Source organism: Demequina subtropica, from assembly GCF_000971235.1.
Classification (GTDB): domain Bacteria; phylum Actinomycetota; class Actinomycetes; order Actinomycetales; family Demequinaceae; genus Demequina; species Demequina subtropica.
The window spans coordinates 39,970-60,557 of record NZ_BBMB01000015.1; the positions used below are offsets into that span (position 1 = coordinate 39,970).

Here is a 20,588-nt window from a genome sequence, read left to right on the forward strand (position 1 = left end):
CTTCGAGTGTCGAACGGGCGGGACCGCCGGTCAAACGCTCGGCGCGCCGTGCATACCGCGTGCATACCGGCCGTCGGGACGTGCATACCGGGGCGATACGCGGCGGGTGTGATCTGAAGGTGACCAGGGGAGGAGGTGAGGAAGATGAGGACCACGCTGAACTGCCGGACCGGTGCTTGCGGACCGGGGATGGCGAAGGGCCTCGGCGCCGTGGTCGGGCTCGCTGGTGCGGTCGTGCTGTCGATGACCGCGTGCGCGACGCCGGACGACACCGAGACTCCGGGCGCCGACACCCAGGCCGTCGGGTACGTGTACTCGGGCGGCTCCTGGGGTTCGCTGGAGGCCGCGAGCGACACCGACGAGGACGATGCCTACGTGCCGATGTCCTGCGTGCCGAAGGGGGCGTACGGCGAGTCGGAGGACGAGGACGATGCCTACGTGCCGATGTCCTGCGTGCCGAAGGGGGCGTACGGCGAGTCGGAGGACCAGGACGCCTACGAGCCGATGACCGGAGGCCTGCCGGACTATGCACAGCCGGACGGCGAGCCGATGACCGGAGGCCTGCCGGACTATGCCCGGTAGTGCTGCACCGTCGCGTCACCAGGGGAGGTCCCCATCCGGACCTCCCTGTTCCGCTGCCACCGTTCGGGCCCGCGTGGCGCGCCTCAGCCGCGTCTCGCGATGCGAGACGGGTTCCCCAACATGTGGACACTTCCCCTAGGATGGAGGCAGAGCCCGCGGCCCGATGACGGGGCGGGTCAGCATCCGACCGAGGGAGAACCGATGACCACCTACCGCCTCGCAGTCGTCGCCGGCGACGGCATCGGCCCGGAGGTCGTAGCGGAGGGGCTCAAGTGCCTCGCCGCCGCGACCGAGGGCACCGACATCACGTTCGAGACCACCGAGTTCGACCTCGGCGCCAAGCGCTGGCACGCGACGGGGGAGACCCTCACGGACGCGGACCTCGAGGCGATCAAGGGTCATGACGTCATCCTGCTCGGCGCGATCGGCGACCCGACCGTGCCGTCCGGCGTCCTCGAGCGCGGCCTGCTGCTCAAGCTCCGCTTCGAGCTCGACCAGTACGTCAACCTCCGTCCGTCGCGCCTCTACCCGGGCGAGGTCTCGCCGCTGAGCGAGCCCGGCGACATCGACTTCGTCGTGGTCCGCGAGGGCACCGAGGGGCCGTACGTGGGCAACGGCGGCGCGCTGCGGGTCGACACGCCTCACGAGATCGCGACCGAGGTCTCCGTCAACACCCGTCACGGCGTCGAGCGCGTGGTCCGCTACGCGTTCACCGTCGCGCAGGGCCGCGACCGCAAGCACGTCACGCTGGTCCACAAGCACAACGTGCTGGTCCACGCGGGTCACCTGTGGCGCCGCACGGTCGAGGCCGTCGCTCCCGAGTTCCCGGACGTGACGTGGGACTACCTGCACGTGGACGCGGCGACCATCAAGCTGGTCACCGCGCCCGCATCGTTCGACGTGATCGTCACCGACAACCTGTTCGGCGACATCCTCACGGACGAGGCCGCGGCGATCTCCGGCGGCATCGGCCTCGCGGCCTCCGGCAACGTCAACCCCGACAAGACCGGGCCGTCCATGTTCGAGCCGGTCCACGGCTCGGCGCCCGACATCGCGGGCAAGGGCATCGCGGACCCGTCCGCGACCGTCCTCTCGGTCGGCATGATGCTCGACTTCCTCGGCCACAAGGACCTCGCTCAGAAGGTCGAGGACGCGGTCGCGGCCGACGCCGCGGCCAAGGTCGCCGAGGGTGCCGAGGGCAACGGCCCGCGCTCCACCTCCCAGGTCGGCGACGCGATCGCCGCCCGCATCCGCGGCTGACCCGCACCTTTGCGCCCTGACGGGACATGAGTGCAGGATCTGTAGCGGATCCGGCACTCATGTCCCGCGGGGAGGCGGGCGGCCACTACTCTCAAACCCACCCCCATCACAGGAAGGCCCAGACGTGACCGACACCGCTGCATCGTCCACTGCGGAGGCCTTCCGGGTCGTCCGCAACCCGAGCCCGGCCACCGATGCCGAGCGTGCCGAGCGTCTCCGCGACCTCGCGTTCGGGCTCCAGTTCACGGACCACATGGCCCACATGACATGGACCGCCGCGGAGGGCTGGGGCGACCGCCGCGTCGAGCCCTACGGGCCGCTCCCGATGGACCCCGCCGCCTCGGTGCTGCACTACGCGCAGGAGGTCTTCGAGGGTCTCAAGGCGTACCGCTGGGCCGACGGCTCGGTCCACCTGTTCCGCCCGATCGCGAACGCCGAGCGCCTCAACCGCTCCGCGTGGCGCATGGCCCTGCCCGAGCTCCCGGTCGAGGACTTCATGGAGTCGATCCACGCGCTCGTGGAGATCGACCAGGCGTGGGTGCCCGATGCGCCCGAGACGTCGCTGTACCTGCGTCCCTTCCTCATCGGCACCGACGTCTTCCTGGGGCTGCGCGCCCCCAAGCGCGTCGACTACCTGCTCATCGCGTCCCCGTCCGGCCCGTACTTCAAGGGCGGCGTCAAGCCCGTGAGCATCTGGGTCGAGCGCGACTACCACCGCGCCGGCCCCGGCGGCACCGGTGCCGCGAAGTGCGGCGGCAACTATGCGGCCTCGCTGCGCCCGCAGATGGCGGCGATCGAGCGCGGCTTCGACCAGGTCCTGTACCTCGATGCGGCCACCGGCTCCGTGCTCGAGGAGCTCGGCGGCATGAACGTCTTCGCGGTCCACAAGGACGGCACGGTGCTCACGCCGATCATCAACGGCAACATCCTCGAGGGCGTGACGCGCTCGTCGATCATCCAGCTGGTCGAGGACCAGGACCTCAAGGTGGTCGAGCGCGACATCACCCTCGCGGAGCTGCGCCAGGGCATCGAGGACGGCGACATCACCGAGGTGTTCGCGTGCGGCACCGCCGCGATCGTCACCCCGGTGGGCCGCATGGCCTCGACCGACTTCGACGTCACCGTGGGCGACGGCGAGCCCGGCGAGGTCACCCTCGCGGTCCGTCAGCGCCTCACCGACATCCAGTACGGCCGCGCGGAGGACACGTACGGCTGGATGACGCGCGTCATCTGACCCCTCCCTGAGGGGTCGGGACGCTCAGTCCTGCGGTCCTGGCGCCTTCCCCGCGCCTCGGGACACTCGGTCCTGGTGCGCGTGAGGCGAGGGTCAGGCATCCTGGCCTCATGGCCGTCGCAGACCTCGCCCTCACCAGCCCCGACATCACGTGGGGCCAGCGCATCGACGACCGCTTCGCCGGTCAGACGGGAGCGGAGACCCCGCGGCTCGTCGTGAGCGGCGTCCCGGCGGGCACGGTCGAGCTCGCGGTGGTGTGCCACGACCCCGACGCGCCGATGCCGCACGGCTTCACGCACTGGACGCTGTACGGGCTGCCGCCGGTCGATGGCGAGCTCTCGGTCGCGCGCGGGCGCCCCGGCCCGCACGACGACGACGGCTTCGGTTACGTGGGCCCCTTCCCGCCGTTCGGCCACGGCGACCACCACTACTACTTCTGGGTGTACGCGCTGTCGCGCAAGGTCGAGGGCACTCCCGACCGCGCGACGTTCCTCGACACGTACGCCGATGCGGTGATCGAGCAGGCGCGCCTGGTCGCGACCTACTCCCGCTGAGCGGGTCCTCGCGCACCCCGAGCGCGGGGCGGCGTCCGCTGGCGCGGCGGCGCCGGCGGGCGCATCCTGAAGGACAGCCCCCGCGTGCCCCGAGGAGAGTAGTCATGCCTTCCGCGACCCCACGCGTCTCCCGACGCGACGATGCGCGCTACCGCGAGGCGGAGGCGGCCGTCTGGGCGAGCCATGGGATGGCTCCGGTCGAACGCTGGGTGGAGGTGCCGGGCTACGGGATCCGTGTGCGCGCGCTCGAGCATGGCGACGGGAGGCCGGTGATCCTCGTGCACGGCAACCCGACGGCGGGCAACGTGTTCGTGCCGCTGGTCGCCGCGTTGCCGGGCGTCCGGGCGATCGTCGTGGATCGCCCGGGCTGCGGTCTGAGCGAGCCGCTCGACTACTCCGGCATGACCCCGGAGGACCTGCGCGCCGCGATCACCGGGTACCTCGGGGCGGTCATCGACGCGCTCGTGGGAGGTCCCGTCGACCTGCTGGGCAACTCGGCGGGCGGCGGCACGGTGGTGGTCGCCGCGGCACAGCTCCCGGAGAAGGTGCGCAGCGTGGTCATCGAGGGTGTGCCCGCGATCCGCGGCATGCAGCTTCCCAGGCTCCTGCGGCTCAGCTCGCTCACGCCGGTGGCGCGGATAGTGGCCGGTCACAAGGTCAACGAGGCGGACCTCAGGCGCTCCTTCCGGGCGATGGGCCATGGCGGGCTCCTCGACGCGGGCGGCCCTCCCGCGGAGGAGCTGGAGTGGCGCATCGCGTTGTCGCGCTACACCGACACCTACTGGCACGAGCTCTCGCTCATCCAGCGCACCGCGACGTGGCGCGGGCTCAGGCCCGAGTGGGTCGCGGGCAAGGCGGACCTCGAGGGGCTGCGGATGCCGAGCCTGTGGATCGTCGGCGACCGCGATCCGTTCGCTTCGCCGGCGCGTGTGCGGGCATGGGCGCGCCACGCGACCCGCGCCTCGGTTCATGTGATGGAGGGATCGGGGCACCAGCCATGGCTCGACGATCCGGACCGTCACGCCCGGATCATCCACCGCTGGTGGGCCGAGCAGGCCGTCGCGTAGCGCGACGCGCGCGACCCGGGCCGTTTGGCATATGCCAACCTACGGTCGCGTAGGTTAGCCTGGGGTCATGCAGAGCAGCATGGCGTCCCCCGCCCTCACCTCCGTCGATGACCACCTTCACCTCACCGCGCTTCTGCGCGCTCGCGCCGCCGCCGACGCGTCCGCGCCCTTCGCCGAGGTGAAGGACGGCTCCGGCGCCTGGGCGCCGGTCTCCCTGGGCGAGTTCGAGCAGCGCGTGCGCGCTGTCGCCAAGGGCCTCATCGCCTCGGGCGTCGCTGCCGGCGATCGCGTGGGGGTCATGGGCGACACGAGCCTCGAGTGGTCGGTCATGGACTTCGCGGTGCTTGCCGCGGGCGGTGTGACCGTCCCGATCTACCCGTCCTCGTCCGCGCACCAGTGCGCATGGATCATCGAGGACGCCGGCCTCGCGTTCGTCGCCGCGCAGTCCGCGGAGCAGCAGGGGATGCTGAGCGGGCTCGAGCACGCGCCCGCCGTGCTCGCGCTGACCCCGGAGGGTCTCGACGAAGTCGCGACCACGGGCACCGACGTCGCCGACGAGGTCCTCGACGCGCGCACCGCCGACGTGGTCCTGGGCGACCTCGCCTCGATCATCTACACCTCGGGCACCACGGGCCGCCCCAAGGGCGCGATGCTGACGCACGGCAACCTGGTGAGCCACGTCGCGAACATCGAGCTCGACCCCGACTTCGGCGTGTTCGTCCAGGGCCAGACACGTGTGCTGCTGTTCCTCCCGCTCGCGCATGTGTTCGCGCGGCTCGCCATGGTCCTCGCGCTCTCCTCGGGCGCCGTGATCGGGTACTCGCCGAGCCACAAGACGCTCGCCGCGGACCTCGCATCGTTCCGACCCACGTGGATCCCCCTGGTGCCGCGCGTGCTCGAGACCATCTACAACCGTGCCGACGCCGCTCAGACCGGGATCAAGAAGAAGATCTTCCGCTGGTCCGCCTGGGTCGCTCGCAAGGTGTCGATGGCCGAGGAGACCGGCGGCCACGGCATCGTCCTCAAGGCGCAGTACGCGATCGCCGACGCGCTCGTGCTGAAGAAGATCCGCCACCTGCTCGGCGGGCAGCTCGGCTACGTCCTCGCGGGCGGCGCCAAGCTCACGCCGCAGGTCGGGCACTTCTTCCGCGGCCTCGGCGTCACCGTCATGCAGGGCTACGGGCTCACCGAGACCACGGCCGCGCACATGGGCACCCCCGCATCCGGTCAGATCATGGGGACCGTCGGCCACCCGATCGCGGGCTGCGAGGTCAAGCTCGCCGACGACGGCGAGATCCTGGTGCGCGGCGTGAACGTGTTCGCGGGCTACTGGAACGCTCCCGAGGCCACCGCGGCGGCGGTTCAGGACGGCTGGTTCGCCACGGGCGACCTGGGTGAGATCAGCGACGGCGCCCTCACCATCACGGGCCGCAAGAAGGAGATCCTGGTGCTCTCCTCCGGCAAGAACATCCAGCCCGCGGTGCTCGAGGACTCGATCCGCTCGCACCCGGCCATCCAGGACTCCGTGGTGATCGGCGACGGCCGCCACTTCGTGTCCGCGGTGGTCACGCTCGACTCGGCGATGCTCCCCGGCTGGCTCGCGGCGCATCACCTGCCCGAGATGTCGCTCGAGCAGGCGTCGACCCACGATCGCGTGCGCGAGCTGATCGGCCGCGCGATCGCGGCGGCCAACGAGCACGTCTCGCGGGCCGAGGCCATCCGCGAGTTCCGCATCCTGCCGCGGGAGTTCACCGAGGTCCGCGAGGAGGTCACGGCCTCGCTCAAGGTGCGCCGTGCGGCCGTCATGGAGCACTTCGCGGACGTGATCGAGTCGATCTACGCGCCCGCCGGAGGCGCCGCGCCCGCGGCTCGCTCGTAGGGCGCCGGGGTCCGGGAGGTCCCTGCCCCCACAAGTAGGGACCTTCCCGAGGTCGGAGGGCGGACGTAGCCTGACGGGGTCGCAACGAGCCCGGGGGAGGGCGACGATGACGCAGCTGGCGATCGAGACCGAGGGCCTCACCAAGATCTACGGGGACACGCGCGCCGTGGACGGCATCGACCTCGCGATCCCGCGTGGCGGGGTCCACGGCTTCCTGGGTCCCAACGGGGCGGGCAAGACCACGGCGATCCGCATGCTCGCGACCCTGATCCGTCCCGATGGGGGGAGCGGCCGGGTCCTCGGGTACGACATCGAGCGGCAGTCCGACGAGGTGCGAAGCCGCGTCGGTCTCACCGGCCAGTTCGCGTCGGTGGACGAGGACCTGTCGGGCCTCGAGAACCTGCGCCTGATCGCGCGCCTCTACGGCTTCCGCGGCGCGGCCGCCACGGCACGCGCCGACGAGCTTCTCGCGGCCTTCAGCCTGGACGATGCGGCGGACCGGCAGGTGAAGAAGTACAGCGGCGGCATGAGGCGCCGCATCGACATCGCGGCCTCGCTGGTGGTGAGCCCCGAGCTGCTGTTCCTCGACGAGCCGACCACCGGGCTCGACCCGCGCGCCCGCAACGAGGTGTGGGACATCATCCGTGCGCTCGTGCGGCACGGCACCACGGTGATGCTGACCACGCAGTACCTGGACGAGGCGGATCAGCTGGCCGACCGCATCTCCGTGATCGACAGCGGCAGGATCATCGCCGAGGGGACCTCCAGCGAGCTCAAGGCGTCGGTCGGCTCGGGCACGGTCCATGTGCGTGTCATGCACCGCGACGACCGCGACACGGCGCGCGCGATCCTGTCGAAGGAGCTCGGGGTGGAGCTCGACACCACGCATGACCCGCAGGCCCTGGTCGCGGCGCTCGAGGACCGGTCCGGGGTCACCCGCGCGCTCGCGGCGCTCGAGTCGGCCGGCATCGAGCTCGCTCAGTTCGCCCTGGGCCAGCCCACCCTCGACGAGGTGTTCCTCGCGCTCACGGGCCACGCAGCCGAGGACGAGGAGGCGGCATGAGCGCCCAGACGGCCACGGAGGAGTCCGCGGCGCCGCGGACCGAGGCGATCGCTTCTGCGCTCACGAGCGTCGCGCGGCCACCGCGCCCGAGCGCGCTGTCGACGTCGGTGACGTTCGGGTGGCGCGCCCTCCTCAAGATCAAGCACGTGCCCGAGCAGCTCTTCGACGTCACGGTCTTCCCCGTGATGATGACGTTGCTGTTCACGTACCTCTTCGGCGGTGCGATCGCGGGATCGCCCGCGGACTACATCGCGTACATCGCGCCCGGTGTCCTGGTGCAGTCCGTGCTGTTCATCACCATGTACACCGGCTCGAACCTCAGGACGGACATCGACCGCGGGGTCTTCGACAGGTTCCGCTCGCTGCCGATCTGGCGCCCCAGCCCGCTCGTCGGGATGCTCCTGGGCGACGGGATCCGGTTCCTGGTGGCCTCGCTCATCACCGCGGCGGTGTGCCTGGCGATCGGGTGGCGGCCGGGCGGGGGAGTGCTCGGCGTGGGCGCAGGGATCGCGCTCGTGCTGGTGTTCGCCTTCTCTCTCGGGTGGATCTGGACGTTCCTGTCGCTCGTGCTGCGGACGCCGCAGGCGATCATGGGTGTCGCGGGCTTCACGCTCATGCCGCTGCTGTTCGGCTCGAACATCTTCGTGGACCCGAGCACCATGCCGGGGTGGCTCCAGGCCTGGGTCGACGTCAACCCGGTCTCCGACCTGGTGACGGCGGTGCGGGCGCTCATGGATGGGACGGCGCTCGGCGGCGAGCTCGCGATGGCCCTGCTGTGGTCCGCCGGGCTGGTCGCGGTCTTCGGCACGCTCACGATGTGGCGCTACCGCGATCCTCGTTGAGCGCATCGTCCCTGGTGGAGCGCAATCTTGCCTGCGCGCGGGACCAAGGGTGGCACTCGGTGCTTTATGGATGCTGAATAATCTTCCGGTGACAATTGCCCAGGACATCGAACCCCGGACGTACTTCCGATCCTTCGAGGCCGCGCTCGCGGACTTCCGGCCCCCGGCCGAGAACATCGACCAGATCGTCGACACCGTCCGTGAGCTCCGCTTCGAGCACGTGTACATCCCCGAGTCGCGCGCGTTCATCGCGCTCGAGCCCGCCGGCGGCGGCAGCCCCGTCGCGTTCATCGCGCACGGCTACATCGCCGTGCACCCCGAGAACGGCGACAACTACTGGGTCGAGCTGCCCGCGCACCAGGCCGCCGCAAAGGGCTTCGCGGCCGTCGCCGAGAAGGTGGCCGAGGCGGTCATCCCCACGTGCGCCACGTGCTTCACCAACCTTCCGTCGACGGGTCTGTGCGACTACTGCGACTGAGATCGCGCTTCATGCCCGATAATTGAACCGACTCCGAGGTCGGGTGCCCTTTCCTTCCAGTTCCGGGTTCCCGATCTCGGAGTCCTTGCATGTCCGACCGGCAACGATGCGCGGCTACAGGACGTCGTAGACGAGCGTGACGTGCCCGCTCGGCAGGGTGTCGATCTCGCGGGGTCGAAGGTGCCGGAAGTGGCGCAGGCCGGGCGTGGCGGTCCGTCCCTCGCCGATGAGCACGGGGACGATGCGCAGGCGCACCTGGTCGACCAGCTCGGCCTGGAGAAGCGCTCCAGCGAGCATGAGGCTGCCCCACAGGATGATGTCGCCCCGGTAGCGGTGCTTGAGGCGTCGCGCGGTGTCGCGCGGCTCTCCCGGTTCGACCGTCGCGGAGGCGTAGTCGCCCCATGGGGCCCGCGCGAGGGTGTTGCTCACGACGTGCTTGGGGGCGCCGTTGATGAACGAGGCGATCGACTCGTCCGCTGCGGTGCGCTCCGGCCAGTACTGGGCGAACATGCCGTACGTGTGGCGACCCAGCAGGATCGCGTCGCAGCGCGCGACCATGGCCAGCTGGCCTGGGTCGTCCGGGTCGAAGTCGCCCGGAGCGGTCATGAAGTCGATCTCGCCCTGCGGTCCGGCTGCAAAGCCGTCCGCGGACACGATCTGCTCGACGATGAGCCGTCCCATGGCGCCAGGATAGGCCGCTGCGCCTCGTGTCGGGCGGCGCGGGCTAGGGTCCTGGACCATGAGCATGGGCGACGCGTGGGACCGCATCTGGGGCGACATCACCGCGTCGGCCCCGCCGTCGTCCGAGGGCGTGTGGATCGCGCTCGGCGCGGTGCTCGTGTCCGTGGCCGTGCCGTCCCTGTGGCACCTGGTCCGCCACGTGGTGACGCTGGTGCACGAGGCCGGGCACGCGCTCGTCGCGACCCTGCTCGGGCGCGACGTCCGGAGCATCAGCCTCCACTCCGACACCTCCGGCCTCACGGTGTCGCGCGGTGACGCGCGACGGCTGCCGCTCGCGCTCAAGGCGTTCGCCGGCTACCCGGCTCCGGGCGTCACGGGGCTCGCGATCGCGTGGGCCGTCGGTGCGGGCCATGGGATCGCGGTGCTGTGGGTGAGCGTCGCGGCTCTGCTGCTCGTCCTGATGCGCGTGCGCAACGTGTACGGCGTGCTCGTGGTGGTGGCCGTGGCGGCGGGCCTCGGCTGGGCGGCGTGGGCGCTGCCCGACGAGTGGCGCGTGGGGATCGCGTGCGGGCTCGCGTGGCTGCTGCTGATCGGGGGAGTGCGCGCGGTGGTCGAGCTGCAGGGTACGCGCCGCGGAGGCGCGCGAGGATCGGACGCCGACGCGCTGGCCCGGCTCACGCACGTGCCTGGCGGGGTGTGGGTCGCGCTGTTCTGGCTGGTGACGGTCGCGTGCCTCGTGGCGGGTGCGTGGCTGCTGGTCGGGGCTGCGGGCTAGTCAGGAGCGGCGGTCCAGGACGGCCGCGACGATGCTCGCGGCCACCTCGGCCGGGTCCTCGTGCTCCCAGAAGCGCAGCACCAGCCAGCCGGCCTCCTCGAGGGTGCTGGTGGTCTCGAGGTCGCGCGCGCGGTTGCGCTCGAGCTTGGGGAGCCAGTACTCGCTGTGGGCACGAGGGCTGGTGCCGTGGACGGGGCACGAGTGCCAGAAGCAGCCGTCGATGAACACCGCTACTCGCGTGGGGCGGAACAGAAGGTCGGCTGTGCGCCTGACGCCCGGGATGGGCGCGGCGGCGACTCGGTAGCGGAGCCCCGCGGCATGGACGATGCGCCGCACGGCGAGCTCGGGCTTGGTGTCGCGCTTCCTGTTGCCTCGCATCGACCGCGCGACACCTGGCGTGGAGGCCCAGGAGGCGTCGCGGTCCATTCGACGACACTACGGTGCGCACTGGACACGCCGCATGTGCCGCAAGCCACAGCAGGATTAGTGCTGGGGGAGAGCGAGAACCGATAGCCTCGTACACACACATCACAGCCGTCGGCGCGGGTCGTCGACCGGGAAGCGTGCGATCTGGGGGATTGAGGCGGATGCAGTACGCGAGCGCCACCAACAAGGCCGAGGCTGTCGCCCGGATGTACCACCTCGGGGGCAAGCCGGTGCAACCGCTCGGCCCGGGTGGCAAGGAGAAGCGCTCGGCGCTCGAGGCGCTCGCCTCCGCTGTCGACATCGATGTCACCGGCACCCCCGGCAAGGCGGAGTGTGGCCGTCACCTCGCCGATGCGGTGCGCGTAGCGTGGAACGAAGAGTGCTACAGCACTGGCGGCACCATCACGCTGCTGGGACTCAACCGGCTCGTCGACGGCGTCGTCGAGGTGCTGGTTGCGCGGGATCTGGCACGCGAGGAACACCTCATCACCGAACTCATGGAGCTCCCACCGGCGCCGTCGGCGCGGTCGGGCGAGCAGGAAGGGCTGTCGATGCAGCAGATCACGTCCGAGGCCAAGCAGAACATCGCGGAGCTCATCGCGACGCTGTCACGCGAGGGGGTTGCCCCGGCTGGCGCAACATTCACGGCTGCCGGCGTAACGGCGGACGAGGTTCGATTCGACGATGGCTCGTGGAGAGAGCTTCTTGCCTCGGTTCAGGTCTGGCTCGCGTTCCCGGATGACCTTGACGCCGAGTCCGCTGAGGCATTCGATGCGAGCCTCGTCGCGGCGCTTGGGCTGCCGATCTCCGATGCGGATGAAGTCACGGTCGCGGCAAGGCTCACCGAGCGGCTCGAGCAAGCCATCGAGCTGCGTGAGAAGTTCGATGAGACGCTCGAGGACGAGGCCGAAGGTGGAGCGACCATCGGCTCCGCATCTCAGGCGTGGAGCGAGGCATGGGCCGAGATCGAGGATGAGGAGACCAGCGAGGGCTCCGGTCCGATCAAGGCGACCGCGCATACCTGGTCGATCATCAAGTTCGTCACGCTCGCGAACTACGACGAGCTCGAGCTGAGCCCGTCCTATCAGCGTGCCGATGTCTGGCCAACAGGCGACGCCCAGGCGCTGATCGAGTCGGTGCTACGAGGTATCCCTCTTCCGTCGGTCATCCTGCTGCAGCAAAGCGACAGTGAAGGAACGCGCTACGAGGCGGTCGACGGGAAGCAGCGCCTGACATCGATCCTCCGGTTCACGGGCAATCATCCCTCGGCGCTCAAGGTTGTTCGTGAGAAGGCCGTGGCATGGGGTGAGCCAATGCTTGAGCACATCTTCCGTACCGACTATCCCGCCTTCAAGAAGCTCTGGAAGCAGCATGAGTCCGACAGCCTGACGGCGCAGGTCGAGCGGTCCCACTACTTCCCGTTCCCATTGCGGAAGGGGGAGGTCAAGCCTCTGAGCGGCGACCTCGCGCCTCTGCGCGGCAGGTACTACTCGCAGATCCGTGAAGACAAGATCACGGTCGTGGGCCAGAAGCGCAGGGTCCAGGCCTTGTTCGAAGAGGATTCCGACTACAAGCTTCCCGTCATCGTCTACGAAGAGGTGACGACTGGTCAGGTGCATGAGGTTTTCAGCCTCTACAACAAGCAGGGCAAGCACCTCAACGCCGAGGAGATCCGCAACGCGCTGTATCACCGTCTGCCGCTCATGAAGGCGCTGCTGGTGACTGCCGGAGACAACGCGAACGTGTCGGAGGTGGCGCCTTTCCTGGCAGCGCACTGGGATGATCTCAGCTCGACGCCGGACGTGCTCGATGAGTACGGGTTCGGCAAGGCGGGCTACAAGCGCACCAAGCTCCTCTCGTGGGTCGCGGGAGCGCTTCTTGTCGACGACGGGACCCCGATGTCCCGGTCGACCGCGGGGCAGATCAACGCGCTGCTCAAGACTGTCCAGGACGACAAGAAGCACAGGCTCTGGGACGAGACGGTGGTGCTCGACGCCATGCTCCTGCTCGACCACGCCGTCGATGCGCATGCGTCGATCCCACCGGAGTGCTGGGCGCCTCAGTTCAAGAGCCAGACGAAGTGGCAGGAGCTGCAGCTCGTGGGCACGCTGATTGCGCTTGCCGCAGCGCGCGCTGTCTTGGAGGACGAGCTCGACGAGCGAGTCGAAGGCGCGCTTGAGAGCATCCAGGCTGCGAGCGCATCCGCGGCGTGGAAGCGTCCCGCCAAGACACAGTCGCGCCAGCAGTGGATGCACACGGGGCGTGTCGTCGCCTCGTTCCTGGACATCCTCGGGGTGGATGCGGCGGAGGCGGACCAGGCGATCGCTGCGAGGTTTGGGCAGTCCGGACTTCGACACCTTGTCTCGCTTGCTGAGGAATCTCAGGCGTGACCGTCAACGAGGCTGGGCCTCGTTTCGGGCGCACCGCGGTCGTGAAGGGCGGTGCGGCTGATCGTCCCACGTGGTGGAGCGCATACGAGTCGGTTCTAGCGGAGTCCGGCATCGGTCGGACGAGCCGAAGCGTGATCCAGTCCGATGCCGAGTACATCGTCGAACGCGGTGTCTTCGGCGCAGGGGATCCGGGTGTCGAGGCCTGGCCAGAGTCGCGACAGCGGTCCGGCGTCGTGATGGGTGCCGTCCAGTCGGGGAAGACCGCGTCGATGATGGCGGTCACCGCCCTTGCCATGGATCGTGGCGTGGACTGCATCGTGGTCCTCGCGGGCACACGAAGGTCTCTATGGCTGCAGACGCTCGAGAGGTTCATCGAGCAGATCGATGTGCTTCCGAACCCGATGGCCCGACGGGACCTGATGCCGACGGCGATGGTCCTTCAGGCGCCCGACGAGGTGCCCACGCCGGCGTCGCTGTACGCGATCCAGCGACAGCGCGTGCGATCGGCGCTCAAAGCCCGCCGGCCGATCATCGCGATCACCATGAAGAACGTGGCCCATCTCGAGCAGGTCTCCCGGGTGCTCAGGACGGTGGTCGCGCCGGAGGTCGAGGCGGCGGGGCGCCCCTTCCATGTCCTGGTGATCGATGACGAGGCGGACGACTCGTCGATCGACAATGTGGTCCAGGAGCCAGGGGCAGAGGCGCTCAGCGTCGACGTCAAGCAGGTGCCACGTCGTATCCGGGACCTGTGGGAGCCGCGCGGCACGTCCGGGGCGACGTTCAACGACCATTACTTCGCGACCTATGTCGCGTACACCGCGACGCCGCAAGCGAACTTCCTTCAGGATCCCGACAACCCCCTTGCTCCGCGAGACTTCGTCATCGGGCTGCGGGCGCCGGGTGCTGTCGGCGAGACCGGCAGCCGTACCAGCACCTATCGAGTGCCCGAAGGGCTGAGCTCCTACTACACCGGCGGCGACGTCTACTACCAGGCGCTCGCGTCGGTCCCGATGTGCGTGCCTTCGGACGACACGCCGGAGCAGCTCATCGAAGGCGTGCGCGCGTTCCTCGTCGCGGCAGCGATCCGTCGACTCCGAGCGCCTGAGCGGCAGTCGCCTGCCGAAGTGGTCGGCCAGGCGTTCGCGACGCGAAGCGAAGCGCGTGAGGCGGTGCCGCCGGTGTCCTCGATGCTTGTCAACCCGGCCTCGGCGATGGGCCGGCATTTCGAGGTAGCGGGAGCGATTCACGCTTGGTCCGCGGGTACCGCGGACGCGGGGCCGACAGACTTCGCGGCGCTTGCCGACAGGCACCTGCGGAGTGAAGGCATCGCCGCCGACATGGATGCCGACCCTGACGCGTGGACGCGATGGCTCACGCGGTACGCGCAATCCGCCGACGCTGTCTCCGCGCGGTACGAGGTGTCCGTGCGTCGGGTGCCTCCGGCGACTGAATGGGGCGCGGTTCGCGAGGTGATCCTGCGGGAGATCGTTCCTGCGACGACGCTCGCGGTCATCAACAGCGACGAGCACGCCGACGACCGCCCTCAGTTCAGCATTGTCGAGAGGGACGGAAGATGGTACGCCCCAGCGAATCTGTCGACCATCTTCGTGTCTGGCAACGTGATGTCACGCGGCCTGACGCTCGACGGTCTGTTGACGACGGTATTCACCCGTTCCGCGGAGAACCCGCTCGCGGACACCCAGATGCAGATGCAGCGGTGGTTCGGGTATCGCGGCAGCCACATCGACCTCTGCCGTGTATTCATGCGTGCGGAGCAGATCGACCTGTTCACCAGGTTCCACGAGAACGACGAGGCGTTGCGTTCAGAAATCCTGCGCGCGATGGACGAGGGCGGCGTACCTCCGGACCCGATGATCCTCCAGGGGCGGGACTTCCTGGCCACCGGCAAGATCGCAGCCGTGCGGGGTGTCAGCCTCTCGCCCGGGCAGCGCCCCTTCTTCACCCACATGAACCCGTCCGACGACGACGAGGTGAACCGTGGCATCGTCGCCGGTCTGATGCGCGAGCCGCTCGTCAGGCTCGACGGCCGGAGCTCGCCACGCGGAGTGGTGCTGGAGAGACGATTCTCGATGCTCGAAGTCGCGGATCTGCTCGACAGCCTCGCGTACTCAGCCCACGGTGCGGACCCGCAGGGCTTCCTCATCGACCGGTGGGCGTCGGTTGCTCGTACCGCGGGCCTCGAAGACGCGGATCCACACCTGCCGCTGTATCGCGCCCAGCCGACCGAGGGCTATGTGGACCTGCTCGCATCGCCGTTCTCCGTCGCGGCCTACCTGCGCTATTGGGACGCGTGTCTCAACCGGGACGTACCGGGTTTGTACACGACCGACGAGGTTCCGCATCGGTGGAGTCTCCTCGATCTGCAGGCCCGCAAGCTGCGCAACCCGCGTTTCTCGGTGGGAGTCCGCTTCGGTGGCGGCGAACCCGTCGTTGAAGGACAGCTGGCCGATGTCGGATTCCTCGTCCGGCCCATCGAGCGTGCGGTGCTCGATGGGCGGCTTCGGGATCGCGCGTGGGGTTCCCAGAGCGGGCCGTACGGCGATGACTTCTTCGATCTCGAGGCGCGCGGAGACGCCCCGGTCGAGACGACGGATCGCGTTCGACCGACCGGGTCTGACGGGCTCATCCTCTTCCACGTGATCGATCGAGGACCGGAGAGTCCCACAATCTCCGTCGCGTGCTCGATTCCGCGCGGTGGGCCTGACTTCGTTCAGGCGCGGAGGCGCGAAGATGGCTGAATCGCTCGAAGACTTTCCGCTGGAACCGGCGTACGAGTGGCTGCGCGAGGAGATCGTCGGGCTGAGATCCGCGTCCGGTGCCGACGCGCGCACCTTGTCGTGGGCTGATGAACGGCGCGAGCTCGGGATCGCCCGTGATGAGAGGGGCAGGCTAGAGCTCTTCCTGGTGGGAGCGCGCCTTAATCCGGCGAACCCCGTCGTGAAGGAGGCGTTGGCGCACGACGTCTGGACCACGAGAGGAGGCGATTCTCTCGAGGCGTCTCGATTGCTCATGCCCGCAGCGCCCCATTTCGATCAGGTCGCTGCCTTCATCTGTGCCGAACTGCTCAACAACGGCATGGACTCCGACCGTGAAGGGGCGTTCGCACGGACCGAGGCGATCATCGCGCTTGCCCTCCAGAAGGCAAGGCTGGGCAGCGAATTCCTCATCGGGCTCGCCGGTGAGCTCTTGCTCCTGCGGGCACTTCTCGCACACGCTCCTGCGGCCGCCGAGTTCATCATCGATGCGTGGAAGGGCGCTGGCCGCTCTAGCAGGGACTTCCAGTTGGCGAACGTCGGCGTCGAGGTCAAGGCCACGACCCATAGTGATGCGGTTCATCACATCCAGGGGCTCCACCAGATCGAGTGCGGGACTCCCGTCGATGATCATCCCGAGACCGATCTCTACCTGATGAGCTTCGGCATCTCGTGGCTCGATGCTCATGAGAGCTACGGCACGTCGCTCAGGGACCTCGTCGAGGCGATCCGCGGGCGGATCGGAGATCCGGAGACCCGTTCAGTATTCGACCGGGCGCTTGAGGCTTACGGGGCGGGCTCGGGTGGTCCCGGCTCCGCGCCGATCACGGAGTCGTCGCACTTCGCGGACCGGTTCGACGTGCGGTTCGCACGGCTCTACGACTTGACCGATCCGCTCATCAAACTTCCGACTCGGGATGACCTCTCAGGGTTCGAGCACATGCAGCTCGATTCGCTGTCGTTCCGTATCCAACTCCCTGAACGCGTCAACGGCGACCTCAATCCCATCCGGACCTTGCCGGATAGTGCATCGCATCTGCTCGCGAGAGCAGGACTCTTGGCGCGGTGACTTCGTCAGGTACCTCAGCGTCTCCGAAGCGAGGACGGCGGGGCCGGCGCGGCAGCGCGCACCGCAGCGACGAGCGTCGGTGGGAGTTCTTCGTAGTTGGCCTCGACGTGCGTCCGGAAGACATGCCATGCGGCTCCCACGGCAACGCCGTTCCCGACCTGCTTGTATGACGCCTTGTCACGCTGGTCGCCAAAGGTGAACGCGAGCGGAAGGCCCTGAAGCCGCGCCGCCTCGTGCGGTGTCAAACGACGACGGCGCGGACCATAGATCGATGTCTGCGTGATGGCGACGAGGGCGGGGAGGTAGGTCGGCGCCTTCGCGCGGACCCCGGACGGACGAAGCTGCATCAGCGTGTCCCAAAGCGACGCGAGCTCGCCTGCTTGCCATTCGAGCTTGCGACGAGACGGCGGGAAGGCTGCGAACTCCGGATGGTCGTCACGCCACGCGTCGACCACCGCGCGGTTCGCGTCGTAGAACCTTGCATTCTTGAGGAGGAAGTCTCGCTTCCACGCGGGGAGGAGGTCGAGCATCTGCGCGTCGAGGTCCCGCTCGGGCTTCCAGTGGTCAGCCCAAAGCGGGAAACCCGGTAGGCGCTTGCCGGTCGCCTGGCGATGGCGCCTGACGAGGTCGTCCCATACTTCGATCCAGAGCGTCTCCTCCTGGGTCAGGAGGTAGCGGTCGAGGTGCTCGATCGTGCGGTCCTCGTCAAGCACCCATCGGGTGTCCCAGCGATCTGGCGACCACTCTCCTACGGGCTCTCGTGCGACGAGCGGCTCAGGGTCCAGGCCATCCGCGAGCTCTTGCTGCACCCTCTCGGCACCGATGTAGGTGCCGACGATGAACACGCGGTCACGGACCTGAGGTGTGCCGCCAAGCTCCGGGGGCAGGAGATGAGGTGAGAAGACAGTGGGCTTGTCCGATACGCGGTAGCCGAGGTCGCGCAACGTACGGATGATGACGTCCCACTCGTGCCGATGCCGCGGACCTGCGATGTTGCGAACATTCTCGAGCAGGACCACGGCGGGCCGGCGCTCCTCGAGGATGCGTGCGATGTTCCAGAACAGCGTCCCGCGTGCCTCGTCCATGCCGCGCTGCATCCCCGACTTCGAGAACGGCTGGCAGGGGAAGCCTGCGGCGAGCACATCGTGTGAGGGCACCGCCACTTCGCCGGAGATCGGTGTCGCGGTTGTGATGTCGGTGTTGATCTCCGGCCGCTTGCCCTCCGGAAGGGGATCGACCCAGTTCCTGGCGTAGGTCTCGCGGGCCTCTCGGTCGATCTCAGAGACGTAGACGCAACGACCCCCCGCATGATCGAGCATCGCGTGGAATCCGCCGATCCCGGCGAACAGATCCACATAGGTGAATGGGGGCTCGCTCGGATCGTGCATGCCCGCAAGCTTAGCTGATCGCGTGTCGTTGCTAGCGCCGATATCTGCGGCTTGGCGGGCGGTGACTTCCGGGGTGTCGCGGTTGGGCATGGGCGCCATCTCAGCATCCACATCAGACACCGGCGCGCTGCCTGGGGCGATGCGCTTCGCGGGCTGATGCCGACGCCTACGGAATACCCTCCCAGGGGAGGAGGTTCCCGCAACCATGACCACCATCGGCATCATCGGCTCCGGCCGCATCGGCTCCAACGTCGCTCGCGCCGCCACCGCCGCGGGCTACGACGTCGTCCTCTCCAACTCCCGCGGCCCGGCCACGCTCGGCGACCTTGTCGAGGGGCTGGGGGAGCGCGCCTCCGCCGCCACCCCGGCGGAGGCGGCGGAGCGAGGCGACCTCGTCCTCGTGGCCGTCCCGCTCGGCAAGATCGACCAGCTCCCGGCCGAGGCGCTCGCGGGCAAGGTCGTGATGGACGCCAACAACTACTACCCCCAGCGCGACGGTCGCATCGCGGCCCTCGACACCAACGCCAGCACCACCAGCGGCCTGCTGCAGGCCCTCGCGCCCAGCGCCCGCGTGGTGAAGACCTTCAACAACATCTACGCGCACGAGATCCCGCAGGACGGCTCGCCGGCCGGCACGGAGAACCGCCGTGCGCTGCCCATCGCCGGCGACGACGATGCCGCCAAGCATCTGGTCGCGAGCTTCCTCGATGCGATCGGCTTCGATGTGGTGGACCTGGGCCCCCTGGCGGAGTCCTGGCGCGTCGAGCGCGACACCCCCGCGTACGGCAAGCGCACCACCGCGTCCGAGCTCGAGGCGATCCTGCCCTCGGTGGCGCGGGTCCAGCAGACGTGACCGGCCCGCGCTAGGCTCCCGTCACCATCTTTGGGGGGAGCGAACATGATTCCAGGCCAGCAGCCGTCGGCTCATCAGGGCGCAGGCCCGGAGGACCCGCGCATCGCGGGCGTCACCGCGCACGGCGACGGAGCCCAGGCGGCGACCCGCACGCGGACCTGGCTCGCGCTCGCGGCGATCGTGCTCATCGTCGGCGCGATCGTGTTCTGGTGGCGCCTCGCCACGGGTGACGATGCGTCCGCGCGGGAGGCGGCAGCGGCCCAGGGCATCGTGGTCGAGGAGTCGGCGACCGATCTCGTCCAGATCAGCGAGGCTGACGGCGGCTTCGCCATCCACGTGGGGGACGAGGCCGCTGACACCTTCGGCGGCTACGGCTTCGAGGTGACCCCGACGACGGCGGACACCGCAGACGGCTGGGCGGCGTACGCGTGGGACGGCGCCGAGGCCCACGTGAGCTGGGACCCGCGCGCGACGCTGGTGATCGACACGGGCGACCAGGCGTGGCAGGTGGTGATCTCCTCGCTCACGGGCAACGAGTCCCAGGAGGACGCGACGAGCGCCTTCACAGCCCTCGACGAGGCGGTCGACTTCACGTCCGCCGCGTAGCTCCACACGCCGCCGATCGGGCGATACCTCGGACGATCCACTGGTCACGTGTAGAAAAAGGACAAACGGCGCGCTACTCTCCACCCAAGGCTGGGGGGTCTTGATATGAGCGCAGCGCAGCAGTCGTCGTCACCGGAGGACTGGCGGGATCGAGGAGGATCCGCCGGTCCTGACGTGTCGCGCGCGACGGGCTTCCGCGCCACGACGCTCATGGTGATCATGGCCGCGGCCATCCTCGTCGCCAGCCTGGTGTGGTGGTTCACGGTGGCGCGCGGGGACGGGGAGGCGCGATCCGCGGCCGCGGCCGCGGGCATCGTCGCCTCCGCCGATTCGCGTGTCTCGCAGATCGACGGCGGCTTCCACGTGTCCCGCGACGTCGACACCTCGGGCGGGCTCGTGGTCTACGCCTTCGACCTGGTCGAGCAGGACCTCCCGTTCGCGCTGCCGGACGATGCGGCGGGCTGGGCGCCGTTCGAGGTGAGGGGCGCCGACGCCTACGCGGTGGGCGACCCCATCGCCGCCGTCCACATCGACGCCGGCTCGCACGCGTGGACCGTCACCAATGCGACCAGCTGGTACGCCGACGACGGCTCCTCCGCCGACGAGGTCTGGGCGCTCGTGCCCGACATGATCGCGTTCGAGGCGCTGGGCTAGTTCCCTCGCCGGG

19 protein-coding genes are annotated in these 20,588 nt (G+C 69.2%); 16 read left to right on the forward strand and 3 right to left on the reverse strand.

The window, feature by feature from the left end; all coding sequences use genetic code 11:
- The first annotated feature begins 189 nt into the window (after positions 1-189).
- The 9 genes from AOM06_RS13565 (at position 190) to AOM06_RS13605 (ending at position 8,959) form a co-directional block, all read left to right on the forward strand.
- Positions 190-582 (forward strand): hypothetical protein, encoded by a 393-nt coding sequence (locus AOM06_RS13565; protein WP_062307954.1) that lies wholly within the window; start codon positions 190-192, stop codon positions 580-582.
- 201 nt (positions 583-783) lie between these two features.
- Positions 784-1,842, forward strand: a complete 1,059-nt coding sequence (locus AOM06_RS13570) for a 3-isopropylmalate dehydrogenase (RefSeq protein ID WP_062307960.1) — start codon at positions 784-786, stop codon at positions 1,840-1,842.
- A gap of 124 nt (positions 1,843-1,966) precedes the next feature.
- Complete coding sequence (locus tag AOM06_RS13575) at positions 1,967-3,076, forward strand: branched-chain amino acid aminotransferase (RefSeq protein WP_062307965.1); 1,110 nt, start codon at positions 1,967-1,969, stop codon at positions 3,074-3,076.
- A 110-nt stretch (positions 3,077-3,186) separates the two neighbouring features.
- Complete coding sequence (locus AOM06_RS13580; RefSeq protein ID WP_062307971.1) at positions 3,187-3,630, forward strand: YbhB/YbcL family Raf kinase inhibitor-like protein; 444 nt, start codon at positions 3,187-3,189, stop codon at positions 3,628-3,630.
- A gap of 104 nt (positions 3,631-3,734) precedes the next feature.
- A complete protein-coding gene (locus AOM06_RS13585; protein ID WP_062307976.1) occupies positions 3,735-4,697 on the forward strand; it encodes an alpha/beta fold hydrolase in 963 nt (320 codons plus the stop codon).
- Positions 4,698-4,764: 67 nt separating this feature from the next.
- Positions 4,765-6,576, forward strand: coding sequence for an AMP-dependent synthetase/ligase (locus AOM06_RS13590; RefSeq protein ID WP_062307981.1), 1,812 nt, complete (start codon positions 4,765-4,767; stop codon positions 6,574-6,576).
- Positions 6,577-6,682: 106 nt separating this feature from the next.
- Positions 6,683-7,639 carry an ATP-binding cassette domain-containing protein gene (locus tag AOM06_RS13595; protein ID WP_062307986.1) on the forward strand — a complete coding sequence of 319 codons (957 nt, stop codon included), beginning with the start codon at positions 6,683-6,685 and terminating at the stop codon, positions 7,637-7,639.
- Positions 7,636-8,481: an ABC transporter permease gene (locus tag AOM06_RS13600; protein ID WP_062307990.1), complete on the forward strand. Its 846-nt coding sequence runs from the start codon at positions 7,636-7,638 to the stop codon at positions 8,479-8,481. The genes AOM06_RS13595 and AOM06_RS13600 overlap by 4 nt, the downstream gene beginning before the upstream one ends.
- Before the next feature lie 88 nt (positions 8,482-8,569).
- Positions 8,570-8,959 (forward strand): hypothetical protein, encoded by a 390-nt coding sequence (locus AOM06_RS13605; RefSeq protein ID WP_062307996.1) that lies wholly within the window; start codon positions 8,570-8,572, stop codon positions 8,957-8,959.
- Positions 8,960-9,073: 114 nt separating this feature from the next.
- Here AOM06_RS13605 and AOM06_RS13610 read toward each other — a convergent pair whose 3' ends face one another.
- Positions 9,074-9,640, reverse strand: a complete 567-nt coding sequence (locus tag AOM06_RS13610) for a dihydrofolate reductase family protein (RefSeq protein ID WP_062308000.1) — start codon at positions 9,638-9,640, stop codon at positions 9,074-9,076.
- A 58-nt stretch (positions 9,641-9,698) separates the two neighbouring features.
- Between AOM06_RS13610 and AOM06_RS13615 the strand changes: the two genes are divergently transcribed.
- Complete coding sequence (locus tag AOM06_RS13615) at positions 9,699-10,415, forward strand: M50 family metallopeptidase (protein ID WP_156163720.1); 717 nt, start codon at positions 9,699-9,701, stop codon at positions 10,413-10,415.
- Here AOM06_RS13615 and AOM06_RS13620 read toward each other — a convergent pair whose 3' ends face one another.
- A complete protein-coding gene (locus AOM06_RS13620; RefSeq protein ID WP_228372963.1) occupies positions 10,416-10,841 on the reverse strand; it encodes a very short patch repair endonuclease in 426 nt (141 codons plus the stop codon). It lies immediately after the preceding gene.
- A gap of 161 nt (positions 10,842-11,002) precedes the next feature.
- Between AOM06_RS13620 and AOM06_RS13625 the strand changes: the two genes are divergently transcribed.
- The 3 genes from AOM06_RS13625 to AOM06_RS13635 are packed head-to-tail and all read left to right on the forward strand — an operon-like array spanning position 11,003 to position 17,074.
- Positions 11,003-13,231 (forward strand): DUF262 domain-containing protein, encoded by a 2,229-nt coding sequence (locus AOM06_RS13625; protein WP_062308016.1) that lies wholly within the window; start codon positions 11,003-11,005, stop codon positions 13,229-13,231.
- A complete protein-coding gene (locus tag AOM06_RS13630) occupies positions 13,228-15,990 on the forward strand; it encodes a Z1 domain-containing protein (protein WP_156163721.1) in 2,763 nt (920 codons plus the stop codon). Before AOM06_RS13625 ends, AOM06_RS13630 begins: the two co-directional genes overlap by 4 nt.
- The gene (locus AOM06_RS13635; RefSeq protein ID WP_062308023.1) at positions 15,983-17,074 is read left to right on the forward strand and encodes a PD-(D/E)XK motif protein; all 1,092 of its coding nucleotides are present in this window, start codon (positions 15,983-15,985) and stop codon (positions 17,072-17,074) included. Before AOM06_RS13630 ends, AOM06_RS13635 begins: the two co-directional genes overlap by 8 nt.
- Positions 17,075-17,088: 14 nt before the next feature.
- Here the strand turns inward: AOM06_RS13635 and dcm are convergent, their stop codons facing one another.
- Positions 17,089-18,552, reverse strand: coding sequence for a DNA (cytosine-5-)-methyltransferase (dcm, locus tag AOM06_RS13640; RefSeq protein WP_228372964.1), 1,464 nt, complete (start codon positions 18,550-18,552; stop codon positions 17,089-17,091).
- Between the two features lie 115 nt (positions 18,553-18,667).
- Here dcm and AOM06_RS13645 point away from each other — a divergent pair, with 115 nt between their 5' ends.
- The 3 genes from AOM06_RS13645 (at position 18,668) to AOM06_RS13655 (ending at position 20,575) form a co-directional block, all read left to right on the forward strand.
- Positions 18,668-19,315 (forward strand): NADPH-dependent F420 reductase, encoded by a 648-nt coding sequence (locus tag AOM06_RS13645; RefSeq protein ID WP_062308028.1) that lies wholly within the window; start codon positions 18,668-18,670, stop codon positions 19,313-19,315.
- A 45-nt stretch (positions 19,316-19,360) separates the two neighbouring features.
- Complete coding sequence (locus tag AOM06_RS13650) at positions 19,361-19,921, forward strand: hypothetical protein (RefSeq protein ID WP_062308032.1); 561 nt, start codon at positions 19,361-19,363, stop codon at positions 19,919-19,921.
- A 174-nt stretch (positions 19,922-20,095) separates the two neighbouring features.
- Positions 20,096-20,575, forward strand: coding sequence for a hypothetical protein (locus tag AOM06_RS13655; RefSeq protein ID WP_062308035.1), 480 nt, complete (start codon positions 20,096-20,098; stop codon positions 20,573-20,575).
- Positions 20,576-20,588: the final 13 nt, after the last annotated feature.

Excerpts from the sequence above, each read along its gene's own strand:
- AOM06_RS13565 (WP_062307954.1), top strand. The coding sequence starts at position 190 with ATGGCGAAGGGCCTCGGCGCCGTGGTCGGGCTCGCTGGTGCGGTCGTG.
- AOM06_RS13570 (WP_062307960.1), top strand. The coding sequence starts at position 784 with ATGACCACCTACCGCCTCGCAGTCGTCGCCGGCGACGGCATCGGCCCG.
- AOM06_RS13580 (WP_062307971.1), top strand. The coding sequence starts at position 3,187 with ATGGCCGTCGCAGACCTCGCCCTCACCAGCCCCGACATCACGTGGGGC.
- AOM06_RS13585 (WP_062307976.1), top strand. The coding sequence starts at position 3,735 with ATGCCTTCCGCGACCCCACGCGTCTCCCGACGCGACGATGCGCGCTAC.
- AOM06_RS13590 (WP_062307981.1), top strand. The coding sequence starts at position 4,765 with ATGCAGAGCAGCATGGCGTCCCCCGCCCTCACCTCCGTCGATGACCAC.
- AOM06_RS13595 (WP_062307986.1), top strand. The coding sequence starts at position 6,683 with ATGACGCAGCTGGCGATCGAGACCGAGGGCCTCACCAAGATCTACGGG.
- AOM06_RS13600 (WP_062307990.1), top strand. The coding sequence starts at position 7,636 with ATGAGCGCCCAGACGGCCACGGAGGAGTCCGCGGCGCCGCGGACCGAG.
- AOM06_RS13610 (WP_062308000.1), bottom strand. The coding sequence starts at position 9,640 with ATGGGACGGCTCATCGTCGAGCAGATCGTGTCCGCGGACGGCTTTGCA.
- AOM06_RS13615 (WP_156163720.1), top strand. The coding sequence starts at position 9,699 with ATGAGCATGGGCGACGCGTGGGACCGCATCTGGGGCGACATCACCGCG.
- AOM06_RS13620 (WP_228372963.1), bottom strand. The coding sequence starts at position 10,841 with ATGGACCGCGACGCCTCCTGGGCCTCCACGCCAGGTGTCGCGCGGTCG.
- AOM06_RS13625 (WP_062308016.1), top strand. The coding sequence starts at position 11,003 with ATGCAGTACGCGAGCGCCACCAACAAGGCCGAGGCTGTCGCCCGGATG.
- AOM06_RS13635 (WP_062308023.1), top strand. The coding sequence starts at position 15,983 with ATGGCTGAATCGCTCGAAGACTTTCCGCTGGAACCGGCGTACGAGTGG.
- dcm (WP_228372964.1), bottom strand. The coding sequence starts at position 18,552 with ATGCCCAACCGCGACACCCCGGAAGTCACCGCCCGCCAAGCCGCAGAT.
- AOM06_RS13645 (WP_062308028.1), top strand. The coding sequence starts at position 18,668 with ATGACCACCATCGGCATCATCGGCTCCGGCCGCATCGGCTCCAACGTC.
- AOM06_RS13650 (WP_062308032.1), top strand. The coding sequence starts at position 19,361 with ATGATTCCAGGCCAGCAGCCGTCGGCTCATCAGGGCGCAGGCCCGGAG.